Source organism: Rhodococcus sp. NPDC077669 (assembly GCF_040686915.1).
GTDB classification, from domain to species: Bacteria; Actinomycetota; Actinomycetes; order Mycobacteriales; family Mycobacteriaceae; genus Rhodococcoides; species Rhodococcoides fascians.
This window is the reverse complement of record NZ_JBFBMD010000027.1, coordinates 1-17,549: the sequence shown is the minus strand read 5'-3', so window position 1 is coordinate 17,549 and position 17,549 is coordinate 1. Positions and strand designations below refer to the sequence as shown.

Below are 17,549 nucleotides of genomic sequence, written 5' to 3'. Positions count from 1 at the left end.
GACAGTGGCTACAGACCGAGGTCTGCCAAGCCCAGCAGTGATCGGTATTCCAGCCCTTCGGCGGCGATGACATCGTCCGCACCCGTCGCCCGGTCCACGACAGTGGCGACCCCGACCACCGTCGCGCCCGCGTCGCGCAGGGCTCGAACCGCGGTCAGGGGCGAATTGCCGGTCGTCGTCGTATCTTCCACCACCAGAACACGTTTGCCGACGATGTCCGGTCCCTCGATCTGACGCTGCATACCGTGCGCCTTCGCTGCCTTGCGCACCACGAATGCGTCGATCGGCCGGCCCTGCGCGTGCATGATCGCCATCGCTACGGGATCTGCGCCCATCGTCAAACCGCCGACCGACGCGAAATCCCAGTCGGCGACGAGTTCGCGCATCAGCGAACCGATCAAGGCACCTGCGCGATGATGGAGGGTCGCCCGACGCAGATCCACGTAGTAGTCGGCTTCCTTGCCCGAGGACAACGTCACCTTCCCGTGCACGACGGCGAGCTCTTTCACCAGATCGGCCAGTTCCTGCCTGTCCGAATTCGCAGCGCTGTCGGCCATGTTCGGGTTCCTCTCGTCGTGCCATGAGGCGGTCGGGTCGGTACGAACTTACCCACCGAGATTCTCGACCACCCGCACCCGGGTACTGGGCGCAGCGATCCCCTACGCGGCGACCTCGGCGGCGCGGTGCTCGTCCAGGGACTCCTTGGTTTCGACGAACGGTTCGGGCGCGGTCACCGAGCGAGCCTTCGCGACCAGCGACGAGGGGAACGATCCGACGGCCTCGGACAGCTGATACGCCGTGTCGTTGTACACCCGCACCGCGCCGGCAATCCGCTTCTCGGTGACCGTCAGTTCGCCGGCCGGCCCCTGGAACGCCCAGTTGCCGACGACACTGCGGCGCGCTTCGGCGTCGTCGAGAACCGCATGGAAGGCGGCGGACAGAGCGTTCTCGGCGGCAGCCTGCGCCTGCAGGCCCAGTCCGCGATCACGGACTGCCTTGGACCACGAACGCGCTCCGGCGAGCTGACGCTGCAGGTCGCCCGACAGGTCCGCCGACTCGGCCGCAGCCAGAAACGGTTGCAGTTGGTCGTATCGACGCTCTAGCTCGATGTCGACGAGCCGTGCGCTCTGCTCGGCCAGACCGCGGTACCGCGCGAGGCGGCGCACCACACTCAGGACGTAGCCGAGAACGACGAGTACCAGCACGAGGACCACAACGCCCGAGAAAACCGTCACGAGGTACGAATTTAACGGTGCCCGGCCGGCGACGCCGGTAGGCACGCCCGAGAATGATCAGGGTTGGTTGCGTCGCCGATCCGCATCGAACGGAATCGGACGGGACACGGGCGGACGCGGTACCGGTCGCACCGGATTCACCGATCGAGTGGCCTGCGGTCCGCTCTGATCCGGCCTCGGTGGACTCGGCCGTCGAGTCGCCTCCTGCGGACGAGAATCGGCAGCAGGACTTCTCGTCTCCACACCGCGAGGCTCGACACTGCGCGGCGGGACGTTTCCGGACTGCTGGTTGCGGGGCGGCCCGACGCGCGGTTCCTGCACCAACGGTCGACCCGGATCGCTTCGATCACGAACGGACTCGCCGCCGCCCGGACGCGAGCCGTACACCGCGCTACCGCGCACCGGCGGCAGAACGTGAAGCATCCCCGACAGTCGCGCCACCGCATCGATCGCGGCATCCCAATCGCGCCCCGAGCTGGTCAGGGGCATCGATCCGAGAGTCCAGTCCTGTTCACTCCACAACAGCTGCAGATTCTCGGGAATCGACTCGGTGAACGCCGCCATCCGCTGGTCACAGACACGACGAGCGATGTCGACGTCGGTGGCGAACACCACTCGCGGTCCGATGGACCCGAGCAGTTGCATGTCCTCGTCGCGCGGAGGTGGCGTCGAGCGGGGCCTCAGGTCGATATCGACATCGGAGCCGACGGAACGCTGCACGGCCACGATGGTGCCCGTCTCCTCGACGTCGAAGAGTACGAACTCCTCACCACGCCGAACTCCGGTGACGACACCGAGAGCCACATCGAACTCGGGCTTGGACAGCGCGGCGCGCGAGAACTGGGTGACCAGCTCTCGGTCGTGGGGTCGGTACTCGTACCCCTGGGCCTTGGCCCACATCTGCCGTACCCGACCGGATCGATCTCGCTTGGATCGGTCGATGTAGAGCAGCGCTGCTGCGCCCACGAGTGCAATTACCGCCAGGCCGAACCACATTGCCGTCATCGCGAACCACCTTAATCGACTTCCACCTCGCGCCCGTCCACGGCCGCCGACTCCTGTGAACGGTCATAGGAGCCGCACGGAGAGCTGCGGGTCATTCCGCGGGCTCCACTCCCGCCTTACCTCAGGGTCATTCCGCAGGCTCCACTCCCGCCGTCACCCTCCGAGCTTGGGGGTCTCGATGATGACGTTCGCACGGATGATTCCGTTCTCGACGGCCTCGCCCTGCACCACGACGAAAGCACCGACGGCCAACGACGCGAGATCGCGACCGGACAACGAGATTATCTGGGTCTGCGGTGTGGTCTGCACTGTGACCGGAGCGCCGTCGAGGCCGTCGAGCGTCAGAGTCGAACCGTCGTTGGCGTTGATCGTTCCCACCGATGAGCCGAGCTGGCCGAGGATCTCGGGAATACCGCCGGGGATGAGCTCGGGTGTGGTTGTCGCACCCGATTCCGTGGGCCGCGGCGTGGTCGTGGGCGCGCTGGACGGCGAGGGCCGGATGGAGGTGGACGGTGCCGCGGCGGTGGTGCCCGGTTCGTCGCGCCCTCCGCTCAGAAACGCAATCCCGAACGAGACGACGATGACGAGCACAACGAGCCCGATCAGGGCCAGAACCCACGGACGGGGCCCCTTACTGCCGGAATCGACGCTGTTCGGCTCCTGCGGCGGCGGCGCACCACCGAACTGCTGGGTGTGACCGAACTGCTGGGTGTGACCGAACTGCTGGGTGTGACCGAACTGCTGGGTGTCGTATCCCGGGGCCTGTCCGTAGGCCTGGTTCGCGGCCGCCTGCTGCGCCGGGTCGAAGGGCGGGAACGCCTGCGTCGGCTGGTAGCCCGGTGGGTACGCCTGCGGGTCCGGATTGCCGTAGGCCTGGGTCGGATACGCCTCCGTCGGCTGAGCGCCCGGATACTGCTGGGCATCCGGATACTGCTGGGCATCCGGGTACTGCTGGGCGCCTGGGTGCCCGTAGTCCTGGGTCGGCTGAGATGACTCCGGCTGCTGCGCCGCGTCCTGATCGCGATCTCGGGGTGCTCGCGGGTCGTCCGGATTTGTCATTCCACGAGGGTACCCACGCCGAGAACGTCGACAGTGGCAACCGAGAGCAGGCCCGCACGAGGTCTCGTGCGGGCCTGCTCTGGCTGGTTGCCGGCTCGGGCGTTAGCCCAGGATGAGCCGTTCGCCGTCGGGGCTGACGTTGACGGGCACCACGTCGCCGTCGTGCACGTCACCGGAGAGGAGGAGCTTCGCCAGCTGGTCGCCGATTGCCTGCTGAATCAGTCGGCGAAGCGGTCGAGCACCGTACAGCGGGTCGTAACCGCGTACGGCCAGCCACATCTTGGCAGGCGACGACACGTCGAGAGTCAGTCGACGAGCTGCCAGACGGTTCGCGAGGAAGCCGAGCTGGATGTCGACGATCGACTCGAGCTGGTCCTCCGACAGTGCGTCGAACACGACGACGTCGTCGAGCCGGTTGACGAACTCGGGCTTGAACGAGCGCCGCACCGCGTCCATCACTTCGTCCTTGGTACCGCCGGCACCGAGGTTCGAGGTGAGGATCAGGATCGTGTTGCGGAAGTCGACCGTGCGGCCCTGACCGTCGGTGAGCCTGCCCTCGTCGAGCACGGCCAGCAGGATGTCGAACACATCCGGGTGTGCCTTCTCCACCTCGTCGAAGAGCACCACCGTGTACGGACGCCTGCGTACCGCCTCGGTCAGCTGCCCGCCGGCCTCGTAGCCGACGTAGCCCGGAGGGGCACCGACGAGCCTGGCGACGGCGTGCTTCTCGCTGTACTCACTCATGTCGATGCGCACCATCGCGCGTTCGTCGTCGAAGAGGAACTCCGCCAACGCTTTCGCGAGCTCGGTCTTACCGACGCCGGTGGGTCCGAGGAACAGGAACGAGCCCGTCGGACGGTTCGGGTCGGCCACCCCGGCGCGGGCCCGTCGGACGGCGTCGGACACCGCTTGCACTGCATCTTTCTGTCCGACGACTCGCTTGCCGAGTTCGTCTTCCATCCGCAGCAGCTTGGCGGTCTCGCCTTCCAGCATTCGGCCGGCCGGAATTCCGGTCCACGCCGCCACCACGTCGGCGACGTCGTCCGGGCCTACCTCCTCCTTGAGCATCACGTCGCCCTGGGCAGGTGAGTCCTCGGTCTTGGCCGCGAGCTCCTTCTCCAGGGTCGGGATCCGGCCGTACCGCAGTTCGGCGGCCTTGCCGAGATCACCGTCGCGTTCGGCGCGATCGGATTCTCCGCGCAGGTTCTCGAGTTCTTCCTTGAGCACCCGCACCGAGTCGATGGCGTTCTTCTCGTTCTGCCACCGCGTGCTGAGCTCGGCCAGCTTCTCCCGCAGGTCGGCGAGTTCCTGACGCAGCTTGTCCAGCCGGGCCTTCGAGGCGTCGTCGGTCTCCTTGGCCAGGGCCATCTCCTCGATCTCGAGGCGGCGGACGGCTCGTTCCACCTCGTCGATCTCGACGGGGCGCGAGTCGATCTCCATGCGCAGACGTGATGCAGCCTCGTCGACGAGGTCGATGGCCTTGTCCGGCAGGAACCGGGCCGTGATGTACCGGTCGCTGAGGGTCGCGGCGGCCACCAGGGCGGAGTCCGTGATGCGGACGCCGTGGTGCACCTCGTAGCGTTCCTTGAGTCCGCGCAGGATGCCGACGGTGTCCTCGACCGACGGCTCCCCGACGTAGACCTGCTGGAAGCGGCGTTCGAGGGCGGCGTCCTTCTCGATGTACTTGCGGTACTCCTCGAGGGTGGTCGCGCCGACGAGTCGGAGCTCGCCGCGAGCAAGCATCGGCTTGATCATGTTGCCCGCGTCCATCGCCGAGTCGCCGGTGGCTCCCGCGCCCACGATGGTGTGCAGCTCGTCGATGAACGTGATGACCTGACCGGCGGAGTTCTTGATGTCGTCGAGCACGGCCTTGAGCCGCTCCTCGAACTCACCGCGGAACTTCGCGCCGGCGACCATCGAACCGAGATCGAGGGATACGACGGTCTTGCCTCGCAGGCTTTCGGGCACGTCGCCGGCGATGACGCGTTGCGCGAGTCCTTCGACGATGGCGGTCTTGCCGACACCGGGCTCACCGATCAGAACGGGGTTGTTCTTGGTGCGTCGGGACAGCACCTGGACGACACGCCTGATTTCGGTGTCTCGGCCGATGACGGGATCGAGCTTGCCTTCTCGGGCGAGCGCCGTCAGGTCGGTGCTGTACTTCTCCAGCGCCTGGTAGGTGTTCTCCGGATCCGCGCTGGTGACGCGGGCACTGCCGCGGACCGCCTGGAACGCGTCGCGCAGCTCGTTGGCTCCGGCACCATGGCCGGAGAGGAGCTTGGCGACGTCGTCGTTTCCGGTCGCGAGACCCACCATGAGGTGTTCGGTGGAAACGAACTCGTCGTCCAGTTCGGTGGCCAGGTGCTGCGCTGCGGTGATCGCGGCGAGGGTTTCACGGCCGAGTTGCGGAGTGGTGGTCGAACCGGATGCCGAGGGCAGGCGGTCGACGAGGTTCTGCGCTTCTCGACGCACCGTTGCGGGGTCGACGCCGACGGCCTTCAGCAGTGGTGTGGCGATGCCGTCGGTCTGATCGAGCAACGCCACCAACAAATGTGCCGGACGAATATCCGGGTTACCGGCCGCGGATGCGGCCTGCAGTGCAGCCGAAAGTGCTGCCTGCGACTTCGTGGTGGGAGTGAAACTGTCCACCGGTCACCTTCTTTCCAGTGTGGGGTTCGAGCGTGTCGCTGGGTACAACCATAGACAAGTTGAGTCTGTTCCGCTCAACCTTGATTCTTTTCGTACGCGATGCCCTGATGCGCGAAAGTCTCGATCGGTCTACTTTGGTGACGGTCGAAGGTGTCAATCGGTGGGGGTGGAGGTTGCTCGACGCACGCACGGTCTCCCTGGTCCGCACCGGATTCAAGTCGGTAGCGGCTGCACCGAACGGTCCCGAACAGCTGTCCCGGTCGTTCTACGCTCACCTTTTCGCCGAGTATCCCGACTTCCGTTCCCTGTTCCCGGCATCGATGGACGCATTGCGCGAGCATTTCGTTCTGGCACTGGGGTACATATTCGACAATCTGGACGACGCCGACCGCGTCGAGCCGTTCCTCGAACAGCTGGGCCGGGACCACCGCAAGCACGGAATTTCCGGGGCACATTTCCGGGCGGGGAGTTCGGCGCTGATCAGCGCCTTCCGGAGCTTCGCCGGCACCGAGATGTGGACCGACGAGGTCGAGACCGCCTGGCGAGACGCCCTCACCGTGGTGAGCAACGCGATGGCCGCCGCCGCCGACAACGACGAACTGCCCCCGTATTGGAGCGCGACGGTCGTCGAACATCACCGCCTGCTCGACGACCTGGCCGTGGTGCGACTGAAGACCGACGGGGAGATTCCCTACTTCCCCGGCCAGTACGTCAGTGTGCAGATTCCGCAGCGGCCCAAACTGTGGCGCTACCTGTCCCCTGCCATTCCCAGCAACCCCTACGGCGAGATCGAGTTCCATGTTCGACGCGTATCCGGGGGCTGGGTATCACCGGCGATGGTCACCGAAACGACTGTCGGCGACCGTTGGCTGATCAGCCCGCCGCTGGGCGGCATGCACGTCGATCGCACGATCGGCGAGGACGTGCTGATGATCGCCGGGGGCACCGGTTTGGCGCCGTTACGCGCGCAGGTGATGGAGATGGCCCAGCGCAGCACCAATCCGCGGGTGCATCTGTTCGTCAGTGGGACGTATCCGTGCGACCTCTACGACCTCGACACACTGTGGCAGCTGTCGTTGTCGAATCCGTGGCTGACGGTGGTGCCGGTGACCGAGGAGCTCGAGGATCCGTGGTGGCACTCGGGTCCGACGCGCGAACTACCGTGGGGCATGCATCATCGGCTGCACGGCCCGGTGGGCAAGGTGGTGACCCGGTTCGGCTCGTGGGCCGATCGGCAGATTCAGATCTGTGGGTCGCCGTCGATGGTGCGCACCACGCTGTACGCACTGCGCAAGGTCGGTACGCCGATGGAGCACATTCAGCACGATCCGTTCTGATTGCGCTACAACACTTTTCAGCCGGGAACGATCTTTCGGCCGGAGATCGACCGCGGCGGGAGGTCCTCGACGATGCCTCCGACGACCAGCCGCGGTGTCCAGCTCTCGGTGACGAGCCTGCCGTCTCCGGTGATGATCGCCTCGGGATCGGGGTCGACGAGAATGGGGTATCCGGTGTCGGACGTAGCTCCGACATTCTGCACCAGCAGGCCGTTCTCGATGGTGTAGTACACGTGCACCGGGTGCAGGTCGGAGTCGAAAGCCCAAGGGCGGCCGATGAATATCACTGCGTCGCCCGTGTCGTCGAGCACCGATACGGAACCGTCTCGCTCGAGCCGCAACTCCCAACACGCAGGCATGGATGCGGTGAACTCGAATCGGTGCGGCGCCTGGGCTTCGAGCAGGTGAATCATCAACAACGCACCCTCACGTGGGTCTCGTTGCGGCACAACCACTTCGAACGATCCACACTCGTAGAATCTGGATCCGAACGGTCCCGGTACGCCTACCCCGAGCTCGTCGGCGATGGCCAATTCCAGGCGGATCGAACCGGATCCGTTCTCGGCCCGCAAGGTGATGCCCTCGGAAGGATGGGGCATCGGGGACTCGTCGCGGGGCGCGTAGGACAACACCGCTCGCAGCAGCGGCTCGGCGACTTCGGCGTCACCGTCTCGGGAATCGAACGTGCGTCGTCGTCGATCGGTCATCGTCACCCCCTTCGCCTGACTCGACCAGTTTGCCACCCTCGACCCCGATCGCGCGTCCGATTCTGCGGAAAACCATCCATTCGATGCAGTGGTCTGCTAGCGCGCGTCAGGCCCCGGCAGCCGCCTTGGCGGCAATCCGCGCCTGCACTTCCGGACGCCTGAGCGGCGGCACCGTCGGGGGTGGCTGCCGCCGGTCCGGCAGGGCGTCGAGCAGCCGATGCGTCGTGGCCGTCACCTCGGCAACTGCCGTCTCGAACGCGTCACGGGTGGCGTCGGACGTCTTCTGCACTCCGCTGATCTTGCGGACGTACTGACGCGCCGCAGCCTCGATCTCGTCGTCGGTGGCGTGTGGTTCCAAGCCCCGCAGGGTGGTGATGTTTCGGCACATTCCCCGACGATAGACCCGCACGTCACACCTCGAGAAGACCTGCGATCGCCTTCAGACACAGCTCGCGAACCTGTTCCCTCTTCAGGGTCCTGCGCTCCACCCAGTCGTGACAGACCGCGCGGACGAATGCCACCCACCCGCGGAGCGCGGCCCGGATCATCTCGTCGTCGTGGAACTCGTCCGGCAGCGCGTCGAGAATGCGTTGCTGCTGGATGTCGAACTCGCGCGTGAGAATGTCGTTGATGCGGTCGTCTCCGAGCAGCGCGCCTCGATTGACCGCTCGGACGCCGTGCGCATGCTCGTCGGTGTAGGCGATGTAGGCGTCGAGTCCGGCGGCTATTTGCTCGAGGACCGGCAACGACGGGTCCGGGGCGGTGACGGCGAGGTTGCGCTCGGATTCGGTGCGCACGATCTCGACGAAGAACTCCCGTTTGGACGGGAAGTAGTGGTACATCAGACCCCGTGAGACCCCGGCCAGGTCTGCCACTTCCTCGATCCACACGTCCTCGTAGGGACGTTCGGCGAACAGGGTCGACCCGATCTCGATCAGCTGCGCACGCCGCTGCTCCGGTGTCATGCGTTTTCGAGGTGTGGTCATGGGGTCTCGAACCTTACTTGACACGAGTTCAACGGTGAGTACGGTCACTATTTGACACCGGTTCAACGAGTCGGTTCGGGGACTGAGGAGCGGCCATGTCGACGGAATTCGCACTACGAGACGGCGTACTACCGCATCCGCCGTATCGATTGCCGATACTGGGCGACGTCATCGGTGTCGACCCGCGCTCGCCGATCCAGGATTCGACAGCTCTGGCCGCCCGGCTCGGACCGATGTTCGAGCGCCACATCCTCGGCAAGCGCTTCGTCTTCGCCTCGGGTGCCGACGTGGTCGGCGATCTCTGCGACGAACGCCGCTTCGAGAAGTTCCTGCCGCCGGGCGTCGAGCGCCTCCGCGACATCGGTGCCGACGGCCTGTTCACCGCCTACAACGACGAGCCCAATTGGCAACGGGCCCACGATCTGCTGCGGCCGGCGTTCACCGCCGGAGCCATGCGGGGCTACCACGACATCATGGTGAACGTCGCGGACGATCTGATCGAGCATTGGACCGAACGTTCACGCGACGCGTCGACGACCGACGTGTCCTCGGACATGACGAAGCTGACACTCGAGACCATCGGACGCACCGGATTCAGCTACAGCTTCGGCTCGTTCACCCGCGCCGAACCACACCCGTTCGTGTCCGCGATGGTCGGCGCACTGACGTACAACCAACGGCGGGCGTTGGTGTCGATCCCGGCGTTCGCCGCGCCGCTGTTCGCCCGATCGGACCGCCGATACGAGCAGAACAAGAAGTACCTGGCCGAGGTACTCACCGAGGTCGTACGTACTCGTCGACAGTCCGACGGGGACTTCACCGACCTACTGCAGATCATGATGGACGCGGCGCGCGAGGCCGACAACCCGAATGCATTGAGCGAAACCAACATCGGCCACCAGATTCTGACGTTCTTGATCGCCGGGCACGAGACCACCTCTGGCGCATTGTCTTTCGCACTGTACTTCCTGGCCACCCACCCCGAGGTCTTCGAACGTGCCCGGGCCGAGGTGGACGAAATCTGGGGGACGGACAAGCCGGAGTTCGGCCAGGTCCCCAAACTCCGGTACGTCCGCCGAGTCCTGGACGAATCACTGCGCCTGTGGCCGACGGTTCCCGCGTTCGGACGCGGCGCACGAGCCGACACCGTCATCGGCGACGGCTACCCCATGGCGGCAGGAGACTGGGCGATCGTGCTCGCGACGGCACTGCATCGAGATCCGGTGTGGGGCGATCGGCCGGAGAAATTCGACCCCGACAACTTTCTGCCCGCCCGCATCAAAGCTCGGCCGGCGCACGTGTACAAGCCCTTCGGGACGGGCGAAAGAGCATGCATCGGAAGGCAATTCGCCGTCCATGAGGCCGTACTGGTACTCGGCACCGTGCTGCAACGCTTCGATCTGCAGGCCGACCCGTCGTATCGGCTGAAGGTCACGGAGCGGCTGACCATGATGCCCGAGGGCTTTCGGGTGCAGCCCACGGTGCGCACGTAGTCAGTCCGGCAGCAGCGGTACCGATACCCCCGGGTCTCGTCCGAGCAGTACCCCGCGCGTCAGCGACGTCGACCCGAACTTCTTGTGCACCCCGTCCAACGCACGGTCGAGAGCCGACGCCTCGGGTGGTCTGCGTACCGAGGGGGCGTCGAACTGCAGTTCCAGTTGCTCGGCTCCACCCCTGTCGATGCTCGAGACCGTCACCCCGACCAGCGTGATGCCCTTCTCCGCGATCAGCGGAGCCGCCTCGTGCAGCAGCTCGAGTGCGGCATCGAGGATGTCCCGGGTGTCGGCGGTGGCGCGATCGAGGGTGTGCGATCGGGTGGCCCGGGTGAAATCGGCAAACCGCAAGCGCAACATCACGGTTCGGCCGGTCCGCTGCGCGCCCCGCATTCGGTGCGTGACGCGATCGACGAGGCCGATCAACGACGCCTCCACCTCGGCCGCGTCGTGCCGCCCGCGGCCCAGGGCCCGCTGGGCACCGATGGAACTGCGCGACTTTCCGGGCTGCACGCGGCGCGGATCTCGTCCCATGGCCAGTGCGTACAGGTGCGCTCCTGCGCCCTTTCCCAACACCGAGGCCAGCGATCTCTCGCCGTAGGCCGCGATGTCTCCCACGGTTCTGATGTCGAGTACGTGCAGCTTCTCGGCGGTGACCTTGCCGACGCCCCACAGCCTTTCGATGTTCAGCGGGTGCAGGAACTCGAGTTCACCACCGGGTGGCACCAACAGCAGCCCGTCGGGTTTGGCGAACGCACTGGCCACCTTCGCCAGGAACTTGGTGGTGGCAATCCCGACGGTGATGGGCAGCCCGACCTGTTCGGCGACGTCGCGGCGCAGTTGCTGCCCGATGTCGAGGGCGCTGCCCGCTATCTTACGCAGGCCTCCGACGTCGAGAAAGGCCTCGTCGATGGAGATTCCCTCGACGAGCGGCGTCGTGTCGTGAAAGACGTCGAACACGTCCTTGCTCGCCTGGGAGTACGCCTCCATACGCGGAGGCACGACGATCGCCTGCGGACAGACCGCCCGCGCCTGCCCACCGCTCATCGCGGTGCGTACCCCGAAGGCCTTGGCCTCGTAGCTGGCCGCGAGTACCACTCCCCCGCCGACGATCACCGGTTTTCCCCGCAGCCGCGGGTCGTCTCGCTGCTCCACCGAGGCATAGAAGGAGTCGAGATCGGCGTGCATGATGCTCGCTTCCCCGCTCTTCGCCTTCCCGGCGCTCGACTCCACGTTTTCATGCTCCCACGAGGCACCGACATCCCCGTTACCTGCATCGAGCCCGAAAAACACCCCGAGAAAGTGACCCAGGTCACCTGATGTGCCATTGTTGAGTCGTCGGATCACGCGAACGGCTGGAGACAACTGTGACGGCCTGGTGGCGGTGGTACGGAGCACTCGGCGTACTCGGCTGCATCGCCTACTTCGCGGTGCCCGACTCCGTCTGGTCGCAATCGATCTTCGTCGTGGTCGGGGCGTCCGCCGTCGCCGCCACGATCGTGGGAACGAGACTGAACCGTCCGCGCAACCGAACCGCCTGGTGGAGCATCGCCGCGGGCACCGCGGTGTGGGTGCTCGGCGACATCGTCTACGAGTGGCTTCACGCCGGCGGGGGCGTCGTGCCTTATCCGTCGCTCGCCGACGCGCTCTACCTCGTCGGCTACCCAATCTACGGTTTCGGACTGTTCCTGTTGGTCCGGCACAAGTGGCGGGCGAGCGAACGCGGCCACATCGCCAACAGCGCTATCGTGATGGTCGCATTCGCACTGCTCACCTGGGTTTTTGCGGTCCAACCGTCGCTGGACGGGGACGGCATCTCCGGCGTCGCCGGGCTGGTCGACGTCGCCTATCCCGCGATGGACATCTTTCTGCTCGGGTTGCTCGCCCACTTCGTCGGGTCTCGTCAGTGGCGGGCACTGTCCTACCGACTGCTCACCGCGGCGGTGGTCCTGCTCGTCGTCACCGACACCGCCAACAACTTCTCCATCGTGTCCGATTCCTCGGCCGACCGCTCGCTGCTCGACGCGGGGTGGACGCTGTCCTACGTGCTCATCGGCGTCGCCGCACTCCACCCGTCGATGCGGAGAATCACCAGCCCCACCATCGAATCCGACGCCCACCTGATGGCGTCGTTCACCACACCGTCCGTCGTCGTGCTGACCGCTGCCACGCTCACCGCCCCCGCCGTGATGGTCGTCGAAGTCGTGCGCGAGAAGCCGATCGCACAATGGGGATGGGCGGTCATGCTGTGCGCGGGCATTCTGGTGGTCCTGGTGATCCTGCGCATCACCGACCTGCTGCGGCTGCTGCACACCCAGACCGTTCAGCTCCGCGCCGTCGCCGACACCGACCACCTCACCGGGCTGGCCAATCTGCGCGCTCTCGAACACCGGATCTACGGCAACGCCGGTGAATCGACGTTGCTGACGGTCGACATCGACCGCTTCACCGAAATCAACGACACGTTCGGACGGGGCCTCGGAGATCAGGTGTTGGCCGCCGTCGCCACCCGACTGCGCACGGTAGGCGACGACGCGATCCTGTTGGCACGCTTGGCCGGTGACGAATTCGCGTTGTGTGGTGAGTCGGATTCGATGGATCCCGCAGCCCTCGCCCGCGACATACTGGAACAATTCTCGACGCCGTTCGAAGTGGGCAACATGTCGTTGCTCATCGAAGCGAGCGTGGGGGTAGCGACGAACGCCCCGGCGCGCGTCGCCGAGGACGACGCCACACCCGACCGTCTGGTGCAGCGCGCCGACCTCGCCGTGCAGGCCGCGAAGACCGTGCAATCGCGCGTCGCGTACTACGACCGGTCCATGGACCGGGACAAGAGCGAGCAGTTGATCATGCTGGGCGAGCTCACCGCCGCCCTCGCGTCGGATCAACTGAGACTGCGCTATCAGCCCCAGGTCGATCTGGACTCGATGACCGTGGTGGGGGTCGAAGCCTTGCTGCGTTGGCACCACCCGAGTGGAGACATTCTCTCTCCCAGCGCATTTCTGCCCACGGCCGAGCACACCGGACTGATCCGCCCACTGACCCGCTACGTCCTCGAGCAAGCCCTGGCGGAACGACAGCGATGGGCAGCATCGGGCCTGAACCTGCGCATGGCCGTCAACATCTCCACTCGAAACCTGTTCGACGACAGTCTGATCTTCCACGTGTCCCGAGTCCTGTCCGAGTTCGATTGCCCTGCAGAGCAGTTGACCTTGGAGGTCACCGAGAGCTCCGCGATGACCGACCCCGCCGGTGCCACGGAAGTGCTGGCCGGTCTGCACGCCATGGGAGTGCAGGTCGCCATCGACGATTACGGCACGGGCTACAGTTCTCTGGCCTACATCGAGCGCCTCCCGGTCCAGGAACTCAAGATAGATCGAACGTTCGTCAGCGGAATGTCGCACAATGCCACTCACGCCGCCATCGTTCGCTCGACCATCGAACTGGCGCGCACACTGGGGCTGTCGGTGACCGCAGAGGGCGTGGAGGACGAAAGGACGGTATCGGTGTTGCGTGAGCTGCGATGCGGACGGGCGCAGGGCTTCCACCTGGGCCGCCCCACCCCCGGCGAGCACCTGCCCGCCCTCGTCGACGAACTGAACGAGAACCTGAAAACTGTTATCGGAGAACGGATATCATGACCGAAGCCACACTGTCGGTATACGCGGCCATTCGATCTCGCCGCGACGTGCGAGCCGAGTTCGACGGAACCGTCGTCGACGACGACACCTTGCGCCGCATCCTCGGCGCAGCGCATCAGGCACCGAGCGTCGGCAACACCCAGCCCTGGGATTTCATAGTGGTCCGCAAACCCGACACGTTGAGCGCCTTCGCCGCACACGTCGCCGACTGCCGACAGGACTTCGCGGACAAGCTCGACTCCGAGCGCCGACAGACGTTCGACCCCATCCGTATCGAAGGGATCGAGACCAGCGGTACCGGAGTGGTGGTCACGTACGACCCGAACCGGGGAGGCCCGCACGTCCTCGGCCGCGATACCGTCGACGACACCGGATTGTTCTCGGCAGTACTGGCCATCGAAAACCTCTGGCTCGCAGCGATAGCCGAGAACGTCGGGGTCGGCTGGGTGTCGTTCTACGACGAGGCGTACCTCACCGAACTGCTCGACATCCCCGCCCCGGTGCGTCCGATCGCATGGTTGTGTGTGGGCCCGGTCGAGTCGTTCCAGGAGGTACCGGATCTCGAGCGATTCGGCTGGCGCACGGGGCGTCCACTGGACGATGCCCTGCACTTCGAGCAGTACCGCCGATCGTGAAAACCGCTCTCGCCGCGGCGACGGTCATGTGCCTCCTGCTCGTGGGGTGCTCTTCTGCCCCTGACGAATCCCCTTCGCCCGCAACCACGCCGGCAACAACTCCGGCAGCCGAACCCGCCCAGGCACCCGATTCTGCCGATCCGGTCGGAACTGTCGTTCCGCTCCCCGGGGCTCCCGAGGGCATCGTCGTGGGGACGTCGGGCATCGCCGCCGCCGGAGTACGCGAGCCCGACGGCGTGGTGCTGTTCGACGCGGCGACGGGTGCCGTCCGGCAGATGGTCCAGACGACGGGCGCACCCCGGCACCTGTCGCTGGCAGGTCCCGACGGCCCGGTCCTGGTCCCGCTCGAAGGCAGTGACGAACTACTCGAAGTGGCGCTGAACGACGGTGCGATCCTGTCCACGGCCACGGGTGTCGGACGGCAGCCGCACGACGCGGTGCTCACCTCCGGCGGCACGATCGTGGCCACCAACGAGATGGGCGGCGGGGTGATCTTCCTGCGCGAGGGATCGGTCTTGTCGGAACTTCCACCGGGCCCGGTCCAGCCCGGTGGCGCTGCCGCTCTCGGCCCGTACGCCGCCGTCGCAGACGTGCAGGGCAACGGTGTGTGGGTCTATGACGGCGCGACCCAGCGGGAGGTGGCGCAGGCCCCGATCGGCGTCAAGCTGACCCACGCCGTGACGGTGAACGAGACAACGGCCGGGTTCGCCGATACCGACGGCGGAACCGTTCTTCTCGCCTCGGTCGACGCTGCGGGGAGTATTCGCCAGACCGCGTCGATCGAGGCCCCGGGAAATCCGTACGGACTTGCCGTCGACCGCGACCGGGCGCTGCTGTTCGTGACGTTGACCGCGTCGAATCTGTTGCGCGTGGTCGATGTTTCGGACGTCTCCGCACCGCGATTCCTGGGCGACGTCCCGACCGTGACACAGGCCAACTCCGTTGCCGTGGACCCGCGCACCGGGGACGTGCTGGTGACCGGCAGCGACCCCGGCGCAACGAGTTCGATTCAGATCATCCCCCGCGCCGAGCTACCAGCGGGGTGAGTGATCACCAGCCGTAGGAGCCTGGGATGCCCTTGAACGGGCCGACCACGTCGTCGGTGATCCAGCCCTCGTAGAAACCGCCTTCTTGCGGCCGGACCGCCTCGCCGTCGATTTCGCAGTCGAGTCGGCTGGGTGAGAACGCGAGGTAGCCGGCGATCTCTGCGAACCGCGGTGTCGGGTTCTCGTAGCTCCACCCCGCGGCCGGTGCCACGGCGTCGCCGCCGTGCACGTCCCAGTAGGTCGCCGCGCCCTTCCATTCGCAGTGCGTCGACCGGGCCTCGGACGGCGTCAACGCGCCGGGAACCACGTCTGCGGGCGAGATGTACCAGGTGGGCGGATGGCTGGTTTCGAGCACTCGGTACGCGGCGGTGGTGCGCGCGACCACCTCGCCGCCGAGCCGGACGACCAGCGAACGGTTGGAGGACTCGAGCTTCGGTGGACGGGGGTAATCCCACACCGACTCCTGACCCGGCTTCGGCTTCTCGGGAACTACGGATCTCGGCAGATTCTGGCTCATCACTCGATGGTGCCACCGGATGTCACGGAGCGTCGACGGGATAGAGATCGTCCACCCGTTCTTCGTCGAGAATCCAGCGATCGACGTCGTCCAATGGTTCGACCGTGCGCACGGACGTGAACGGAATATCGCGCGCCGGCGAATCGACCCGAATATGCTCGATCAGCGTCTCCTGGGTTAGCGCGCCCGAGGTGTCGCCGTCATGGTCGTCGATGCTCGCGGCGACGGGGGCCGTCCGGCCCCGGGCATCGACCGGAACGTCTGCGATGCTCGACTCGACGTCATCGGGTTGCTCGGTCTTGTGGTGGTGTTGCGCCTCGGCCCTGCCGGTCTGTTCGACCGCATGGACCTGTGCGATTTCACGGGTCTGTTCGGGTTCGGGTAGTTCGACGTCGCGCGGCAGTTCGGCCGGCACTCGGACCAGGATGCCGAGTCCGTGGGTCGCGGCCAACAGACTGACCGGGGCGACCGTCGCGATGGCCGCCGACAGCGCCGGATGCAGTGTTCCGGCGTCGGAAATGAAGGCGTGCATGGCATTTGCGCCGATACTGACCAGAGCCGCCGTGATCAACACGCCCCAGAAGAAGCGTCGGCCACTGCGTTGTTCCTCGAATTGAGCGAGTGCGATGACGGAGATCGTGGCCTGCAGAATTGTGCCGTCGACGATCACGGGCCACAGCCAGGACAGCGATCGCGGGACGCCCGCCATCGTGGCGAGATCCCACAGTGCGGCGAAACTCAGCACGAACGACGCGATTCCGATGACGGTGGTGATGACGACCGCACTGACGAGCGTCGCACGCAGGACCTTGTTCATGGGTCGTCATGAAACACGAGCCCACCGACAGGTTCGGCGACGAGCACGCTGGTGGCCCCGAATCCAGTGCGCAGATCACGTCCGGCACCGTGTGCTGCACTCCACCTCGATACTTCCGATCACAGCTCGGACGAGTGAACGCTCGATGATACCGAGGCAATCCACTTCCAGTCTGCGCCTCCGTCGCCCCACCTTTTCCACACGCGGACCATGTATCCAGTTGGAAGCAAAACCATTATGGCCACCAAGGAGCACAACGCCCGGGATGGACCCCTGCGACTGAGCGTGCGAGAGCGTCGAGCAACGCAATGGAGATACTGCCCTAGTTGTAATGAGCAGGGACGTTGTGGACGGCGTGGCAGCGACAGATAGGTGAGGACCTCCGGTATCGGTGTGGTTACCACAACTGCACCGACAACCGA

General features: G+C 65.9%; 16 protein-coding genes. 5 read left to right on the top strand and 11 right to left on the bottom strand.

All coding sequences use genetic code 11. From position 1 onward, the window contains the following. Positions 1 to 8: 8 nt before the first annotated feature. From pyrE to clpB, 5 genes are all read right to left on the bottom strand, one after another. Positions 9 to 557 carry an orotate phosphoribosyltransferase gene (pyrE, locus tag AB0P23_RS21820; RefSeq protein WP_027494314.1) on the bottom strand — a complete coding sequence of 183 codons (549 nt, stop codon included), beginning with the start codon at positions 555 to 557 and terminating at the stop codon, positions 9 to 11. A gap of 102 nt (positions 558 to 659) precedes the next feature. Further along, on the bottom strand, positions 660 to 1,235 hold the full coding sequence (locus AB0P23_RS21815) for a LemA family protein (RefSeq protein ID WP_032373676.1): 576 nt from the start codon (positions 1,233 to 1,235) through the stop codon (positions 660 to 662). Positions 1,236 to 1,292: 57 nt separating this feature from the next. Continuing rightward, entirely contained in the window at positions 1,293 to 2,240 is a 948-nt protein-coding gene (locus tag AB0P23_RS21810; RefSeq protein ID WP_052062952.1) for a hypothetical protein, read from the bottom strand. A 153-nt stretch (positions 2,241 to 2,393) separates the two neighbouring features. After that, entirely contained in the window at positions 2,394 to 3,299 is a 906-nt protein-coding gene (locus tag AB0P23_RS21805) for a DUF5666 domain-containing protein (RefSeq protein ID WP_052062951.1), read from the bottom strand. Positions 3,300 to 3,401: 102 nt separating this feature from the next. Beyond that, a complete protein-coding gene (gene clpB, locus AB0P23_RS21800) occupies positions 3,402 to 5,948 on the bottom strand; it encodes an ATP-dependent chaperone ClpB (RefSeq protein WP_363799382.1) in 2,547 nt (848 codons plus the stop codon). Positions 5,949 to 6,121: 173 nt separating this feature from the next. Here clpB and AB0P23_RS21795 point away from each other — a divergent pair, with 173 nt between their 5' ends. Beyond that, the gene (locus AB0P23_RS21795) at positions 6,122 to 7,285 is read left to right on the top strand and encodes a globin domain-containing protein (RefSeq protein ID WP_032386634.1); all 1,164 of its coding nucleotides are present in this window, start codon (positions 6,122 to 6,124) and stop codon (positions 7,283 to 7,285) included. 17 nt (positions 7,286 to 7,302) lie between these two features. On the opposite strand, the gene AB0P23_RS21790 is transcribed toward AB0P23_RS21795, so the two are convergent. The 3 genes from AB0P23_RS21790 to AB0P23_RS21780 all read right to left on the bottom strand — a co-directional run bounded on the left by AB0P23_RS21790 (position 7,303) and on the right by AB0P23_RS21780 (position 8,978). Beyond that, positions 7,303 to 7,992, bottom strand: a complete 690-nt coding sequence (locus AB0P23_RS21790) for a hypothetical protein (RefSeq protein ID WP_363799380.1) — start codon at positions 7,990 to 7,992, stop codon at positions 7,303 to 7,305. A 106-nt stretch (positions 7,993 to 8,098) separates the two neighbouring features. Continuing rightward, a complete protein-coding gene (locus tag AB0P23_RS21785; protein WP_032373673.1) occupies positions 8,099 to 8,380 on the bottom strand; it encodes a DUF2277 domain-containing protein in 282 nt (93 codons plus the stop codon). A 22-nt stretch (positions 8,381 to 8,402) separates the two neighbouring features. After that, positions 8,403 to 8,978 carry a TetR/AcrR family transcriptional regulator gene (locus AB0P23_RS21780; RefSeq protein ID WP_027494321.1) on the bottom strand — a complete coding sequence of 192 codons (576 nt, stop codon included), beginning with the start codon at positions 8,976 to 8,978 and terminating at the stop codon, positions 8,403 to 8,405. Between the two features lie 95 nt (positions 8,979 to 9,073). Here AB0P23_RS21780 and AB0P23_RS21775 point away from each other — a divergent pair, with 95 nt between their 5' ends. After that, the gene (locus AB0P23_RS21775; RefSeq protein WP_363799378.1) at positions 9,074 to 10,471 is read left to right on the top strand and encodes a cytochrome P450; all 1,398 of its coding nucleotides are present in this window, start codon (positions 9,074 to 9,076) and stop codon (positions 10,469 to 10,471) included. Here AB0P23_RS21775 and dinB read toward each other — a convergent pair whose 3' ends face one another. Next, the gene (dinB, locus tag AB0P23_RS21770; protein WP_255175874.1) at positions 10,472 to 11,704 is read right to left on the bottom strand and encodes a DNA polymerase IV; all 1,233 of its coding nucleotides are present in this window, start codon (positions 11,702 to 11,704) and stop codon (positions 10,472 to 10,474) included. A gap of 134 nt (positions 11,705 to 11,838) precedes the next feature. Between dinB and AB0P23_RS21765 the strand changes: the two genes are divergently transcribed. Genes AB0P23_RS21765 through AB0P23_RS21755 form a run of 3 tightly spaced genes read left to right on the top strand, consistent with a single transcriptional unit; the run spans position 11,839 to position 15,793 of the window. After that, positions 11,839 to 14,112, top strand: coding sequence for a bifunctional diguanylate cyclase/phosphodiesterase (locus AB0P23_RS21765; RefSeq protein ID WP_363799376.1), 2,274 nt, complete (start codon positions 11,839 to 11,841; stop codon positions 14,110 to 14,112). An 11-nt stretch (positions 14,113 to 14,123) separates the two neighbouring features. Continuing rightward, on the top strand, positions 14,124 to 14,747 hold the full coding sequence (bluB, locus tag AB0P23_RS21760) for a 5,6-dimethylbenzimidazole synthase (RefSeq protein ID WP_205912975.1): 624 nt from the start codon (positions 14,124 to 14,126) through the stop codon (positions 14,745 to 14,747). Continuing rightward, positions 14,744 to 15,793, top strand: a complete 1,050-nt coding sequence (locus AB0P23_RS21755; protein WP_363799374.1) for a hypothetical protein — start codon at positions 14,744 to 14,746, stop codon at positions 15,791 to 15,793. Before bluB ends, AB0P23_RS21755 begins: the two co-directional genes overlap by 4 nt. A 4-nt stretch (positions 15,794 to 15,797) precedes the next feature. Here AB0P23_RS21755 and AB0P23_RS21750 read toward each other — a convergent pair whose 3' ends face one another. Next, positions 15,798 to 16,310, bottom strand: coding sequence for a DUF427 domain-containing protein (locus AB0P23_RS21750; protein ID WP_032364925.1), 513 nt, complete (start codon positions 16,308 to 16,310; stop codon positions 15,798 to 15,800). Positions 16,311 to 16,332: 22 nt separating this feature from the next. Next, a complete protein-coding gene (locus AB0P23_RS21745) occupies positions 16,333 to 17,127 on the bottom strand; it encodes a DUF2637 domain-containing protein (RefSeq protein ID WP_032400284.1) in 795 nt (264 codons plus the stop codon). Positions 17,128 to 17,549 lie beyond the last annotated feature (422 nt).

Coding starts and splice junctions, on each gene's coding strand:
- pyrE (WP_027494314.1), bottom strand. CDS start 557: ATGGCCGACAGCGCTGCGAATTCGGACAGGCAGGAACTGGCCGATCTG.
- AB0P23_RS21810 (WP_052062952.1), bottom strand. CDS start 2,240: ATGACGGCAATGTGGTTCGGCCTGGCGGTAATTGCACTCGTGGGCGCA.
- AB0P23_RS21805 (WP_052062951.1), bottom strand. CDS start 3,299: ATGACAAATCCGGACGACCCGCGAGCACCCCGAGATCGCGATCAGGAC.
- AB0P23_RS21790 (WP_363799380.1), bottom strand. CDS start 7,992: ATGACCGATCGACGACGACGCACGTTCGATTCCCGAGACGGTGACGCC.
- AB0P23_RS21785 (WP_032373673.1), bottom strand. CDS start 8,380: ATGTGCCGAAACATCACCACCCTGCGGGGCTTGGAACCACACGCCACC.
- AB0P23_RS21780 (WP_027494321.1), bottom strand. CDS start 8,978: ATGACCACACCTCGAAAACGCATGACACCGGAGCAGCGGCGTGCGCAG.
- AB0P23_RS21775 (WP_363799378.1), top strand. CDS start 9,074: ATGTCGACGGAATTCGCACTACGAGACGGCGTACTACCGCATCCGCCG.
- AB0P23_RS21750 (WP_032364925.1), bottom strand. CDS start 16,310: ATGAGCCAGAATCTGCCGAGATCCGTAGTTCCCGAGAAGCCGAAGCCG.
- AB0P23_RS21745 (WP_032400284.1), bottom strand. CDS start 17,127: ATGAACAAGGTCCTGCGTGCGACGCTCGTCAGTGCGGTCGTCATCACC.